This window comes from Streptomyces sp. NPDC006140 (assembly GCF_040628815.1).
Classification (GTDB): domain Bacteria; phylum Actinomycetota; class Actinomycetes; order Streptomycetales; family Streptomycetaceae; genus Streptomyces.
Map to the genome: position 1 here is coordinate 300418 of NZ_JBEXTS010000009.1, position 13147 is coordinate 313564.

The 13147-nt window shown below is 71.0% G+C and carries 13 protein-coding genes; 8 read left to right on the forward strand and 5 right to left on the reverse strand.

Features of this window, described 5'->3' with window-relative positions; genetic code table 11:
* Positions 1-168: 168 nt before the first annotated feature.
* Together ABZ386_RS24250 and ABZ386_RS24255 are read left to right on the forward strand one after the other, a co-directional pair.
* On the forward strand, positions 169-321 hold the full coding sequence (locus ABZ386_RS24250; RefSeq protein ID WP_003992775.1) for a hypothetical protein: 153 nt from the start codon (positions 169-171) through the stop codon (positions 319-321).
* A 171-nt stretch (positions 322-492) separates the two neighbouring features.
* Positions 493-2673: a serine protease gene (locus tag ABZ386_RS24255; protein ID WP_358965811.1), complete on the forward strand. Its 2181-nt coding sequence runs from the start codon at positions 493-495 to the stop codon at positions 2671-2673.
* Positions 2674-2690: 17 nt separating this feature from the next.
* On the opposite strand, the gene ABZ386_RS24260 is transcribed toward ABZ386_RS24255, so the two are convergent.
* The 3 genes from ABZ386_RS24260 to ABZ386_RS24270 form a co-directional block, all read right to left on the reverse strand.
* A complete protein-coding gene (locus ABZ386_RS24260) occupies positions 2691-3296 on the reverse strand; it encodes a MarC family protein (RefSeq protein WP_351348349.1) in 606 nt (201 codons plus the stop codon).
* Between the two features lie 102 nt (positions 3297-3398).
* Positions 3399-4259, reverse strand: coding sequence for a PHP domain-containing protein (locus ABZ386_RS24265; protein ID WP_355718603.1), 861 nt, complete (start codon positions 4257-4259; stop codon positions 3399-3401).
* A gap of 110 nt (positions 4260-4369) precedes the next feature.
* Positions 4370-5011, reverse strand: a complete 642-nt coding sequence (locus tag ABZ386_RS24270) for a DUF6758 family protein (protein ID WP_351348328.1) — start codon at positions 5009-5011, stop codon at positions 4370-4372.
* A 159-nt stretch (positions 5012-5170) separates the two neighbouring features.
* On the opposite strand from ABZ386_RS24270, the gene ABZ386_RS24275 reads away from it, so the two are divergent.
* Entirely contained in the window at positions 5171-6394 is a 1224-nt protein-coding gene (locus ABZ386_RS24275) for an MFS transporter (protein ID WP_351348326.1), read from the forward strand.
* 30 nt (positions 6395-6424) lie between these two features.
* Here the strand turns inward: ABZ386_RS24275 and ABZ386_RS24280 are convergent, their stop codons facing one another.
* Positions 6425-7009 (reverse strand): suppressor of fused domain protein, encoded by a 585-nt coding sequence (locus ABZ386_RS24280; protein ID WP_351348324.1) that lies wholly within the window; start codon positions 7007-7009, stop codon positions 6425-6427.
* Positions 7010-7466: 457 nt separating this feature from the next.
* Here ABZ386_RS24280 and ABZ386_RS24285 point away from each other — a divergent pair, with 457 nt between their 5' ends.
* Both ABZ386_RS24285 and ABZ386_RS24290 read left to right on the forward strand, forming a co-directional pair.
* A complete protein-coding gene (locus tag ABZ386_RS24285) occupies positions 7467-8582 on the forward strand; it encodes a magnesium and cobalt transport protein CorA (RefSeq protein ID WP_351348322.1) in 1116 nt (371 codons plus the stop codon).
* A 23-nt stretch (positions 8583-8605) separates the two neighbouring features.
* Entirely contained in the window at positions 8606-9121 is a 516-nt protein-coding gene (locus ABZ386_RS24290; RefSeq protein ID WP_351348320.1) for a hypothetical protein, read from the forward strand.
* Between the two features lie 4 nt (positions 9122-9125).
* Here ABZ386_RS24290 and ABZ386_RS24295 read toward each other — a convergent pair whose 3' ends face one another.
* Complete coding sequence (locus ABZ386_RS24295) at positions 9126-9881, reverse strand: hypothetical protein (RefSeq protein ID WP_351348318.1); 756 nt, start codon at positions 9879-9881, stop codon at positions 9126-9128.
* Positions 9882-10082: 201 nt separating this feature from the next.
* Between ABZ386_RS24295 and ABZ386_RS24300 the strand changes: the two genes are divergently transcribed.
* From ABZ386_RS24300 to ABZ386_RS24310, 3 genes are read left to right on the forward strand one after another with little or no spacing between them, the layout of a single operon-like run.
* Positions 10083-11369 (forward strand): CBS domain-containing protein, encoded by a 1287-nt coding sequence (locus ABZ386_RS24300; protein WP_351348316.1) that lies wholly within the window; start codon positions 10083-10085, stop codon positions 11367-11369.
* Complete coding sequence (locus tag ABZ386_RS24305; protein ID WP_351348314.1) at positions 11359-11958, forward strand: DUF1003 domain-containing protein; 600 nt, start codon at positions 11359-11361, stop codon at positions 11956-11958. The genes ABZ386_RS24300 and ABZ386_RS24305 overlap by 11 nt, the downstream gene beginning before the upstream one ends.
* Before the next feature lie 43 nt (positions 11959-12001).
* Positions 12002-13135 (forward strand): Mrp/NBP35 family ATP-binding protein, encoded by a 1134-nt coding sequence (locus tag ABZ386_RS24310; protein ID WP_114255160.1) that lies wholly within the window; start codon positions 12002-12004, stop codon positions 13133-13135.
* Positions 13136-13147 lie beyond the last annotated feature (12 nt).

Here is a 13147-nt window from a genome sequence, read left to right on the forward strand (position 1 = left end):
CACACTCTTACGGCTCAGTAATTAGTAGTTCGAAAAATTTCCTTAGCGTAGGGAATGTTTGAGGGGTGCATCCCTGTTGACCCATACGGAACACCGAGCACCGCAGCCTGGTGGGCCGCCACTCAAGTAGTTCTCCTCAGGAGGATGACCAGACGAAGGGAGAAGCCCTTGCGCTTCGAAATCATGCGACTCGACGACGTCGACGGCACACCTGTGGACTCGACCGTTGTGGACGCCGCCTCCGTCAACCGCATCGTTCAGCAGGCCGCCGCCATCGGGCAGCGCCTGTGGATCCGCCCGGCCGAGACCACGGCCTCATAACGCGCGGCTCTCCCACACGAAGACCTCGGAGCCCCCGCCCGGCATCGGCCGTGCGGGGGCTCCGCTGTTGCGGACCGCCCTGGTCGGGGGCGTACTGGCGAGAGAGGCACAGCGCGAGCGAGAGGCACAGCGCGCCGGCGAGACAGCGAACGAGGACAGGACGGTGACCGCATGTCCGTGACGGGCCGGTCGAACGTGGAGTTGCACGAGCAGGCCGCGGCGGAGGCAGCGCGGCGGTACGAGGACTCCGCCGCGGAGCGCGAGCGGGTCGAGAGCCGGCTGGCGGCCGGCGTACGGTTCCCGGACGCCCCGGACGCGCTCGCCGTCCGCGCCGACCGGATCCTCGACCGGGGCGGCCTGTCGCCCTCGGCGGTGGTGGCGGACATCCACGGCGAGGCCATGGACCTGCCCGACGCCAACGAACGCATCATCAACCTGTCCAACGAGCTGCAGGCCTGGAGCTTCCTGCCCCGCGGGGTCAGGGCCGGGGCCACGGTCGCCCGGATCACCCTGCGCCGCGACGGCCGCGAGCTGCCGCACGGCACCGGCTTCATGGTGTCGCCGCGGCTGATGATGACCAACCACCACGTGCTGCCCGACGAGAGCTTCGCCCGCCATTGCTTCGCCGAGTTCAACGCCCAGATCACGGCCGACAACCTGCCCGACACCGTCGTCCGGGTGGAGCTCGACCCCGGGACCTTCTTCGCCGCGGACAGACGGCTCGACTTCGCCCTGGTGGCTCTCGCGCCCGCCCTGGACGGCCGTCCGCCGGGCGAGGTCTTCGGCTGGAACCGGCTGAGCGTCCAGCTCGGCAAGCTGGTGCTCGGCGAGAAGGTGAACATCATCGGCCACCCGCAGGGGCGCCTGAAGGAGATCGCCCTGCGCGACAACGCGCTGTTGGTGCGGCTCGACGACTTCGTCCACTACACGACCGACACCGAACCGGGGAACTCGGGCTCCCCCGTCTTCAACGACCAGTGGGAGGTCGTGGCTCTGCACCACAGCGGCGTGCCGAAGAAGGACGACCAGGGGCGGGTCCTGCGCAAGGACGGCAAGCCCTGGGCCCACGGCGACGGCGACGACGCGATCGACTGGGTCGCCAACGAGGGCGTCCGCATCAGCTCGATCCTGAAGCACCTGGCCGGGCTGGACCTCGGCCCCGGGCGACGCGCCCTGCTGGCCGAGATGGGCCCGGACTCCGGCCTGGACCGGAGCACGGTCACCGGGCCGGCGCTCCCCTCACCGACGGGCCCCATGACATCGCCGGACGGGACGACGGCGACGGCGGTGCCGGGCGGCACGGCCCCACAGACCGCTTCAGCCCCGCAGACGGCTTTCGCCCCTCAAACCACTTCGGCCCCGCAGACCGCTTCGGCCCCGCAGACCGCTTCGGCCGCGGCAACCGCGCCCGAGGCGCGCCCGGTGCCCCACAAGGCCGGGCTCCCGGCCCGCGGCACCGCCTTCGGCGGCCGGCGGCATCTGGTCTTCCTGCACGGCAGGGACCAGCAGAGCAAGGAGCCCGTGGACCTCCGCCGGGAGTGGACGGCCGGCCTGAACCGCGGACTCACCCTCGCGTCGCTGCCCCCGCTCGATCCGGACGACGTGTGGTTCCCGTTCTACGGCACGAGACTGCACAACCTGGTGAGCGGCAGGGAGAGCACGGCCGAGGCCATCGCCCTCGACCGGCTGAGCGCCGCCGCTGCCGCCGAGGCGTTCGCCGCTCAGTCGCCCACGGGCTCCTACGAGCAGTTGCTCTACGAGGCGGCCGCCCGGGCCGGCATGCCCCAGGACGGGCCGGCGGCCACGGAGGGCTTCGGGGCGGGTCTGGTCGGGACGCTGCACCGGCCGCTGAGCTGGCTGGCCGCCAGATCCGACCTGGACGAGTGGACCATCGCCACGTTCCTGCGGGACGTCGACCTGTACCTCGCCGACAGTGCCGTCCGGCAGTCCGTACTGGACAGCGTCCTGGAGACGATGCCCGCCCAGGGCGAACTGGTGCTGGTCACGCACAGCCTCGGCACGGTCGTCGGCATGGACCTGCTGACCCGGCTCCCCGACGGGCTCGATCCCGTCCTGCTGGTGACGGCGGGCAGTCCGCTCGGCATGGACGGCGTCAACGGACGGCTCCTCGCGCGCGGCCCGCACCGGCCGCCCCGGGTGCGCGACTGGGTCAACGTCTGGTGCCCCACCGACACGGTGGCGATCGGCTGCCCGCTGGCGGACGAGCGGTGGGGGAAGCTCGACCAGCTGGCCGTCGCCAACGGCCGCGGCCGCGCGCACGACATCGACGAGTACCTCGCCCACAAGAAGGCGGCCGAAGCGATCGGCTCCGTGCTCGCCGACCGGGGCTGACAGGCCGTTCGGTACCGTCAGCTCGCCTGGATCACCTGGGTGACGCCGTTGATGATCTGCTGCACGGCGATCGCGGAGAGCATCATGCCCGCGAGCCGTGTCACCAGCACCACGCCGCCGTCCTTGATGATCCGGATGATCACCAGCGAGTAGCGCATCACCAGCCACAGCACGACGTGGATGGCGAGGATCGCCGTCCACACGGACACCTGCGCGGTGACGCTGTGGGCCTTCTGCACGGCGAGGATGACCGACACGATCGCACCCGGTCCCGCCAGCAGCGGCATGCCCAGCGGCACGAGGGCGACGTTGACGTCCTTGGTCTGCTTCGGCTCGTCGGTCTTCCCGGTGAGCAGGTCGAGCGCGATGAGCAGAAGCAGCAGTCCGCCCGCGATCATTAGCGCGGGCACGGAGACGTGCAGGTAGTCGAGGATCTGGTGCCCCAGGAGCCCGAACACGGTGATCACACCACCGGCGACGCAGACGGCCTGGAAAGCCATCCGCTTCTGCACCTTCCCGGGCCGGCCGGCGGTGAGCGCGAGGAAGATCGGGGTGATCCCGGGGGGATCCATAATGACGAAGAGGGTCAGGAAGAGGGAGCCGAAGACGGCGACGTCGAACATGAGCGTGATGGCCTTGCGGGTGTGAGTCGAGCGCGCGAAAGGCACGGCGAACAGCGCCGAGTGCCTGGGAAAGGGACCTGAGGCGTCAGAGGCGGGAAACCGTCAGAGGGATCCGCCGGCCCCCGGCACCGGAAACGCCCCGAAGGCCCGCCGCGTGATCTCCCCGTACACCTCGGGGTCGGTCGTGTACTCCCCGAGCACACAGGTCTTCCGGCTGCCGTGGTAGTCGGAGGACCCGGTGACGAGAAGCCCCAGCTCCTTCGCCAGCCCCCGCAGCCGCGCCCGCGTGTCCGCGTCGTGGTCCATGTGGTCGACCTCGATGCCGTCCAGCCCGGCCGCGGCCATCTCGGCGATCGCGGCCTCCGGCACCGTACGCCCCCGCTTGCTCGCCCCGGGGTGCGCGAACACCGCGACCCCTCCCGCGCCCTTGATGAGCCGGATGGCCTCGAAGGGGTCGGTCTCGTGCTTCTCCACGAAGGCCCGGCCGCCGTCGGCCAGCCAGTCCTGGGTGAAGGCGTCGTTCACGGTCGGCACGACACCCAGCTCGACGAGCGCGGTCGCCACGTGCGGACGCCCGACGGACCCGTCGCCGGCGATCCGCAGCACCTGCTCCCAGGTCACGGGCACGCCCAGCTCCCGGAGCTTGGCGACCATGCCCTGGGCCCGGGGCACCCGGTCGTCCCGGACCAGCTCCCGCTCGGCGAGCAGCGCCGGCTCCTCGGGGTCGAAGAGGTAGGCCAGCATGTGCATGCTGATGCCGTCGAGCCGGCAGGACAGCTCGGCCCCGGTGACCAGCGTGAGCCCCTCGGGCAGCGCGGCGACCGCCTCGGCGTGCCCGCGGGTGGTGTCGTGATCGGTGAGCGCGACGACGTCGAGCCCGGCGGCGGCAGCCTTGCGCACCAGCTCGGCCGGGGTGTCCGTGCCGTCGGAAGCGGTGGAGTGGGTGTGCAGATCGATACGCACGACACGGACTCCAGACACGAACGACACGAACAGGGCTGCTCAAGGATAACCGCATTTTCCGGGCCCCCTGTCACACCCGAATCCGAGGAGCGCCCCCTACATTAACGGCGCTACGGCCCGAGCAGGCGCGGCGACAACGCCCCGCAAGGCACCAGCTCGACCTCGGCACCCGCGTCCCGGAGATCCGCCAGCACCAGCTCGTCGTACATCAGCAACCCCGACTGCTCGGGCCACACCACGGCCCACAGCCACATCCCCAGCGCCTCCCCGGCGAACACCGCGCGGTCGCCCGGGGCCCCGGAGACGTGCCACAACGGCGTCGGCCGCCCGGCGGCCAGCACCTTCGCCTGAGCCGGCTTCCCCACATCCATGTACGGCCCGGGGTCGGGCCCGTCCATCCCGGCGTACCGGGCCCCGAGCCCGACACCCAGTTCCTCGGCGACCAGGATCAGCTCCCCCATCCCGCCGAGCGGCCCGGGCCCGGTGCAGGCCACGGCCGTGGCGCGGCCGCCCGTACGGTCGTCCCCCGCACAGGCCACCCCCGTGAACAGCCAGCCCACCGGCAACGGCCACGGCATCCACACCGGCACCTGCGTGCGGTGCACCACGACGTTGAGGGCGTCGACGCTGGGCGGTATCACGGGCTGCACCGGATGAACGGTGCCGTGCACATCGCACTGCCACGAGTCGGAGAAGAGGCCGGGAGCCCTGACCCGGCCACCGCACTTCGGGCAACTGGGTTCGCCCCTCATAGGGCCCCACGGTCCTACCCCCGCCGCGCCGCGTCAAGGACGATCACCCATCCGGACGGAACCCTTCACCACCCACACTAGATGCTACTTGCATTAATTAGCCTAGCTAACTTAGTGTGTGTATATACCAACTACTTCCGTCTCGGAAAGGGAGCGAGCATGGACCCCTTCGACGCCGGAGCGGGCGGCCTCCTGAAGCAGCCCAAGTCCGTGTGGGCGACCGCCGGGGCGTCGGTCGTCGCCTTCATGGGCATCGGACTCGTCGACCCGATCCTGCCGTCCATCGCGCAGGGCCTCCACGCCACGGCAGGCCAGGTCTCCCTGCTCTTCACCTCGTACTTCCTCATCACCGCCGTCGCGATGCTGGTGACCGGCTTCATCTCCAGCCGGATCGGCGGCCGCAAGACCCTGCTGCTCGGGCTCGCGTTCGTGGTCGTCTTCGCCGGGCTCGCCGGCACGTCCGGATCGGTCGCCGAACTGGTCGGCTTCCGCGCGGGCTGGGGACTCGGCAACGCGCTCTTCGTCTCCACGGCGCTCGCGGTCATCGTCGGCGCGGCGGCCGGCGGCAGCGCCGCGGCGATCCTGCTGTACGAGTCGGCCCTCGGCCTCGGCATGGCGTGCGGTCCGCTGCTGGGCGCCCTGCTCGGCGACGCCAGCTGGCGCTACCCGTTCTTCGGCACGGCGTTCCTGATGGCCGTCGGCTTCCTGTGCATCGCGGCGTTCCTGAAGGAGCAGCCGAAGCCGGCCCGCAGGACCTCGCTGCTGGACCCGCTCAAGGCCCTCGGCCACGGCGGGCTCGCCTCCGCCGCGGTCTCGGCGTTCTTCTACAACTACACGTTCTTCACCGTGCTGGCCTTCACGCCGTTCGTGCTGAACATGAGCCCGTACCGCTCGGGTGCGGTGTTCTTCGCCTGGGGCGTGCTGCTCGCCGTCTTCTCGGTGATCGTGGCGCCCCGGCTGCAACGGCGGTTCGGCTCGCTCAAGGTGCTCGGCGCCTCCCTGGTGCTGCTCGCGGCCGACGTGCTCGTGCTCGGCTACGGCTCCCACACCACGGCCGTGGTCTGCACGATCCTGTCCGGTGCCTTCATCGGCGTGAACAACACCGTCTACACCGAGCTGGCGCTCGGCGTCTCGGACGCGCCCCGGCCGGTGGCGAGCGCGGGCTACAACTTCGTCCGCTGGTTCGCGGCGGCCGCCGCCCCGTACTTCGCGCCGAAGATCGAGGAGTGGACCGACCTCCACATCCCGTTCGTGGTGGCCGCGGTCACGGCCGTGCTGGGCGCGCTCGTGGTCGTCGTACGGCGCAAGGCCCTCACGCACGAAGCGGAGGAACTGGAGACGAAGCACGCCACCGAGGACAGTGTCACCGTCTTCGCCAACTGACCTTTTCCGGCCAGGGGTTGGTGACCTTCCTCACTCCAGCGGGACGGACTTCCGGGACGGATCCCGGAGGTCCGTCCCCTGGTTCAGCCACCTCTCCGTCAGCGCCTGGGCGCCGTGCACGCGCTTCCAGGCGGCCTCGTTCGGGGTCATCGGCAGCAGCGGCAGGAACCGCACGGCCTCGAGGGGCTCGTCCAGCTCCAGGTCCTCGACCAGGCCGCCCGGCTCGGCGACCAGGACGGAGGTGAAGGGGGCGCCGGGCCACAGCGGCTCACCGACGTCGAGGGAGGCGCCGGGAGCCACCACCAGACCCTCCACCTGCGGAGACGCGGCCAGCACGGCGAGCGGGCGCAGCGCCTTGTCGGTGTCGGCGAGCCCCGCGCGGACCGACAGGACCAGCTCCGCGCGCGGGCCCTTCACGGGGTCGGCGACCACGGCCGTGGGGTCCGTCATGGGGTGCGCGGACATGCCGAGCGTGGCGTAGCGGACGATGTCGCCCTCCTGGAAGCGGAGCACCTCGATGCGGTCCGTGCCCAGGAAGGTGACGGCCGCGCGCGCGTCCGGTTCGCCCAGTGCCGTACGCAACCGGGCCTCGACCAGAGGAAGAACATCTGCCATGCGGCGAGCATAGAACTCGTCAGTAGCGGGCAAACAAGCGCCTTGACACGTCGGGCGACTGATACTCTTGCCCGGTGGTTCGGGGCAGCACGCAGAAGCGTCGCGATCAAGCCCCGACGCCGAAGGAACTCCCTTACGAGGGACCGGCCGGAGGAGGTGGGACTGCAATGGACCGAAGTCGACCGTGCAGTAGCACCACGCTCTTCCCGCCGCTGACGTAGCTGTTCTGGCTCTGGCTGGTCGCCACCTCTCGCACTCGCTTCACGCGGAAGAGCGCTTCGTTTCGCTTTGCCTGATCTGCCTCAGTAGCTGAATCAGTAACGAGACGCGCCACCGCGACGGTGCGGTGCTCCCCGCTTTGTGGACGTGCCAAACATCATCAGTCACAACGTCCTCATTCCGGGTAGCTCCACCCGACGTCGGCGTCTTTCGTTGCCCGCCCGCGAAGGAGCCCGCCATGTCGATGATCCGCGACCTGCGCGCCGTCGTCCGCCCGTCCCGCGTGTCGCTCCGCAAGGACAGTGGGACGTACGACGCCACCCGCAGCCCCGCGACGGCCTCCGCCGTCGTCGACTGCGCCGTCTACCGCGACGGCCGCCGCATCGAGACCGAGTCCCCGCTGACCCCGCACGAGGCGGTGCGCCTGGTGCGCCGCGACGGCGGCTTCGTGTGGATCGGCCTGCACGAGCCGACCGAGGCCGAATTCTCCGGCATCGCCAGTGAGTTCGGGCTGCACCCGCTGGCCGTGGAGGACGCCGTCCAGGCCCACCAGCGGCCCAAGCTGGAGCGCTACGACGACTCCCTCTTCACGGTCTTCAAGACCATCCACTACGTGGAGCACGACCAGCTCGACGCCAACAGCGAGGTCGTCGAGACCGGCGAGGTCATGTGCTTCACCGGACGGGACTTCTTCATCACCGTCCGGCACGGCGGCCAGGGCTCCCTGCGGGCTCTCCGGCACCGCCTCCAGGACGACCCCGAGCTGCTGTCCAAGGGCCCCTCGGCCGTGTTGCACGCCATCGCCGACCACGTCGTCGACGGGTACATCGCCGTCGCCGACGCGGTGCAGGACGACATCGACGAGGTCGAGACCGAGGTGTTCTCCCCGGGCCGCAAGGGCGCGCCGCGCGGCACGGACGCCGGCCGGATCTACCAACTCAAGCGCGAGGTGCTGGAGTTCAAGCGGGCCGTGTCGCCGCTGCTGCGGCCCATGCAGCTGCTGAGCGAGCGGCCGATGCGGCTGATCGACCCGGACATCCAGAAGTACTTCCGGGACGTCGCCGACCACCTGGCCCGGGTCCAGGAGCAGGTCCTCGGCTTCGACGAGCTGCTCAACTCCATCCTCCAGGCCAACCTCGCGCAGGCGTCCGTGGCGCAGAACGAGGACATGCGGAAGATCACCTCCTGGGCCGCGATCATCGCCGTGCCGACGATGGTCTGCGGGGTGTACGGCATGAACTTCGACCACATGCCGGAGCTGCACTGGCGGTACGGCTACCCGGCGATCATGGGCGTCACGGTGGTCATCTGCCTGGGCATCCACCGCACGCTGAAGCGGAACGGCTGGCTGTGAGCAGCGTGGATAGGCTGGCGACCATGACAAGCGAGCTGCTCGACCAGGCCCTCGTCGAGGAGGCCACGAAGAAGTCCGGCCTCGTCTGGGTGCAGGGCCCCGACGCCCCCGCGCGTGCCCTCTGGCATGTGTGGCACGAGGGCGCGGCGTGCCTGGTCGGCGACGGCCCCGGCGAGCAGCCGCTGCCGGGGCTGGCCGACGGGGCCGAGGCCCGGGTGACGGTCCGCAGCAAGGACAAGGGGGGCCGGCTGGTCTCCTGGACGGCGCGGGTCACGCAGCTCGCCCCGGGCACCGAGGCGTGGGACGCGGCGGTCGCCGAGCTGAAGGGCAAGCGGCTGAACGCGCCCGACGGCGAGGCCATGACCGACCGCTGGGCCCGCGAGTGCCGGGTGCTGCGGCTGGAGCCGACCGGGGCGACGGCGCCGCTCCCCGACGACTCGCTGTCCGAGCCTCCGCTGCCGTCCCCGGCGATCACCCGCCGGCCGATCCCCGCGGGCCTGCCGCGCCTGCTGCTGAAGAAGCGCAAACGCAGGCAGTGACGTTTCAGGACGTCGGCAGCTGCTTGCCGTAGTCCACCGTCTCGTTCCGCTCCGGTTCCCTGAGGGCGAAGTCCTGCCCCCAGGCGGAGAACGTGAGGGTGCCCGCCCCTCCGGCCCGTTCCAGGCGCAGCGGGTACGGCTTGCCCTCGAGGGAGACCTCCAGGGTGCCGCCGGAGCCCTTGTCGCCGGTGACGCGGATGGTGCGGACGCCCGCCTGCTCGTCGTGGCCGTCCGTCGCGAGTGTGCCGTGCAGGGTCAGCAGACCGTCGAGGAGGACCGCCTTGTCCGTGAAACCGCTGAACTTCTTGTACGAAGGGTCGCCCTGCGGCACCTTCACGAACTTGCCGCCGAGCTTGGAGGCCGCCGCCGCGTCCCCCTTGCCGCCCTCGCCCTGGCCGCTGCCATGACTCCAGAACTCCGCGTCGGCCTTGACGAAGAGCTGCTCGCCGACGCGCAACAGCTCGAAGGTCGCGCCCTGCGTGGTCACCGAGCCCGTGCCGCCGTCGTCCTTCAGCCGCATGTCGAGCGCGTACGTCCGCCCGCCGCTGACGACGTTGCCGTGCACGCGGACCGCGCCGGCGGACTCGGCGGCCGCGCGGGTCTTGCCCTGGATCTTCTGGGCGGGCAGCCGGCCGACGCCGTTGGTGCCCTCGTTCGGATCCTCCGCGCAGCCCGTGAGCACCGTTCCCGTCACGAGCAGTGCGCACATCGCGCTCGCGAGCGCGGCACCGCGGCTGCGGCCCTGGCGAATCGGAGTCACAGGTGGGGCTGCCTCTCTGACGGGAGACCTGAACGGCGTACGGCAGGGTACCGGGGCCGTGGGGGCCGATCGGAGCCGGTCCGTCCGGACCGCCCGCCGACGCACCCCCGATCGGGACGGGCTAGCCTGAAGCCCACCCGAGCGGGCAATTCGGAAAACACAGGCACCAGGAACGACCCCGCACGAAAAGGAGCCGCGGCCATGGCAGCGGGCGCCCCCCGGATCTTCGTCTCGCACCTCTCCGGTGTCGCCGTCTTCGACCCCGCCGGCGACCAGGTGGGACGGGTGCGCGATCTGGTCGTCATGCTGCGGGTCGGCCAGAAGCCGCCGCGACTGCTCGGCCTCGTCGTCGAACTCGCCACCCGCCGCCGCATCTTCCTGCCCATGACCCGGGTCACCGCCATCCAGTCCGGCCAGGTCATCACCACCGGCGTGCTCAACGTCCGGCGCTTCGAGCAGCGGCCCACCGAGCGGCTGGTCTTCGGGGAGCTGCTGGACCGGCGCGTCACCCTGACCGAGACCGGCGAGGAGGTCACCGTCCTCGACCTGTCGGTGCATCAGCTGCCGGCCCGCCGGGAGTGGGAGATCGACCGGGTCTTCGTCCGCAAGGGCCGCAAGGGCAGTGCCTTCCGGCGCGCCAAGGGCGAGGCGCTGACCGTCGAGTGGACCGCCGTCACCGGCTTCTCCCTGGAGGAGCAGGGGCAGGGCGCCGAGAACCTGCTCGCCACGTTCGAGCAGCTGCGCCCCGCCGACCTGGCCAACGTGCTGCACCACCTCTCCCCCAAGCGCCGGGCCGAGGTCGCCGCCGCCCTCGACGACGACCGGCTGGCCGACGTCCTGGAGGAGCTGCCGGAGGACGACCAGATCGAGATCCTCGGCAAGCTGAAGGAGGAGCGGGCCGCCGACGTCCTGGAGGCCATGGACCCGGACGACGCGGCCGACCTGCTGGGCGAGCTGCCGACGGACGAGCAGGAGCGGCTGCTGAGCCTGATGCAGCCGGGCGACGCGGCGGACATGCGGCGCCTGATGTCGTACGAGGACCGCACGGCGGGCGGTCTGATGACCACCGAGCCGATCGTGCTGCGCCCGGACTCCACCGTCGCCGACGCCCTCGCCCGGATCCGCAACCCGGACCTCTCCCCCGCCCTGGCCGCCCAGGTGTACGTCTGCCGGCCACCGGACGAGACGCCGACCGGCAAGTACCTGGGCACGGTCCACTTCCAGCGCCTGCTGCGGGAGCCACCACCCGCCCTGGTCAGCTCGATCGTGGACAGCGATCTGCAGCCGCTCGACCCGGAGGCGGACCTGCCCGCCATCGCCGGGTTCTTCGCCACGTACGACATGGTCGCGGCGCCCGTGGTGGACGAGGCCGGGTCGCTGCTGGGCGCGGTGACCGTGGACGACGTGCTCGACCACATGCTCCCGGAGGACTGGCGGGAGACGGAGTTCCACCTGGACGAGGAGGAGGTGGCGACCGATGGTTCCTGAGCGTGAGAGCCTGCGCGAACGCACGCCGGCGGGTGCCACGGCGGCTTCCCGGCCGCGCACCGCCCGCCTCGACCAGCCGGGTGTGCCGAAGCGCCGGATCCTGCCCGAGTACGACCCGGAGGCATTCGGCCGGCTGTCGGAGCGCATCGCGCGCTTCCTCGGCACCGGACGCTTCCTGGTCTGGATGACGGCCGCCATCATCCTGTGGGTGGCGTGGAACACACTCGCCCCGCGCGACCTGCGCTTCGACGAGTACCCGTTCATCTTCCTGACCCTGATGCTGTCGCTCCAGGCCTCCTACGCCGCCCCGCTGATCCTGCTCGCGCAGAACCGGCAGGACGACCGCGACCGGGTCAACCTGGAGCAGGACCGCAAGCAGAACGAGCGGTCGATCGCGGACACCGAGTACCTGACCCGCGAGGTCGCCGCCCTGCGCATCGGCCTGGGCGAGGTCGCCACCCGCGACTGGATCCGCTCGGAGCTCCAGGACATGGTCAAGGAACTGGAGGAACGGCAGAACGGCCACCGTCACGACGCCGTCGTATTCCCGGCGGAACGGTCACGGGGACGTGACGCAGACGACCGGTGACGGGCTTTCCTACGCCCCGGTACGGCGCCGTACCATCGTCCTTATGGCTACGGAAGACGCGGTGCGCGAGGCACTGGCGACGGTGAACGACCCCGAGATCCACAAGCCCATCACCGAACTCGGGATGGTCAAATCCGTGGAGATCGGCGCGGACGGGGCGGTCGCGGTCACCGTGTACCTCACGGTCTCGGGCTGCCCGATGCGGGACACGATCACGCAGCGCGTGACGGAGGCGGTCTCCGGCGTCGAGGGCGTCACCCGCGTCGACGTCACGCTCGACGTGATGAGCGACGAGCAGCGCCGCGAGCTGGCGACCGCCCTGCGTGGCGGCCAGACCGAGCGCGAGGTGCCCTTCGCGAAGCCTGGCAACCTGACCCGCGTCTACGCGGTCGCCTCCGGCAAGGGCGGCGTCGGCAAGTCCTCGGTGACGGTCAACCTGGCGGCGGCGATGGCGGCCGACGGCCTCAAGGTCGGTGTCGTCGACGCCGACATCTACGGCCACAGCGTGCCGCGCATGCTCGGCGCCGACGGCCTCCCGACCCAGGTCGAGAACATGATCATGCCGCCGTCGGCGAACGGCGTGAAGGTCATCTCCATCGGCATGTTCACGCCGGGCAACACCCCGGTCGTCTGGCGTGGCCCGATGCTTCACCGCGCCCTCCAGCAGTTCCTGGCGGACGTGTACTGGGGCGACCTGGACGTCCTCCTCCTGGACCTGCCGCCCGGCACCGGCGACATCGCGATCTCCGTCGCCCAGCTGGTCCCGAACGCCGAGATCCTGGTCGTCACGACCCCGCAGCAGGCGGCGGCCGAGGTCGCCGAGCGGGCCGGCTCCATCGCCGTGCAGACGCACCAGAAGATCGTCGGTGTGGTGGAGAACATGTCCGGCCTGCCCTGCCCGCACTGCGGCGAGATGGTCGACGTCTTCGGCACGGGCGGCGGCCAGCTCGTCGCCGAGGGCCTGACCCGCACGACCGGCGCGAACGTCCCGGTCCTCGGCAGCATCCCGATCGACGTCCGCCTCCGCGAGGGCGGCGACGAGGGCAAGCCGGTCGTCCTGACCGACCCGGACTCCCCGGCGGGCTCGTCCCTCCGCGCGATCGCGGGCAAGCTGGGCGGCAGGCAGCGGGGCCTGTCGGGCCTGTCGCTCGGTATCACTCCGAGGAACAAGTTCTAGCTCTGACGTCCC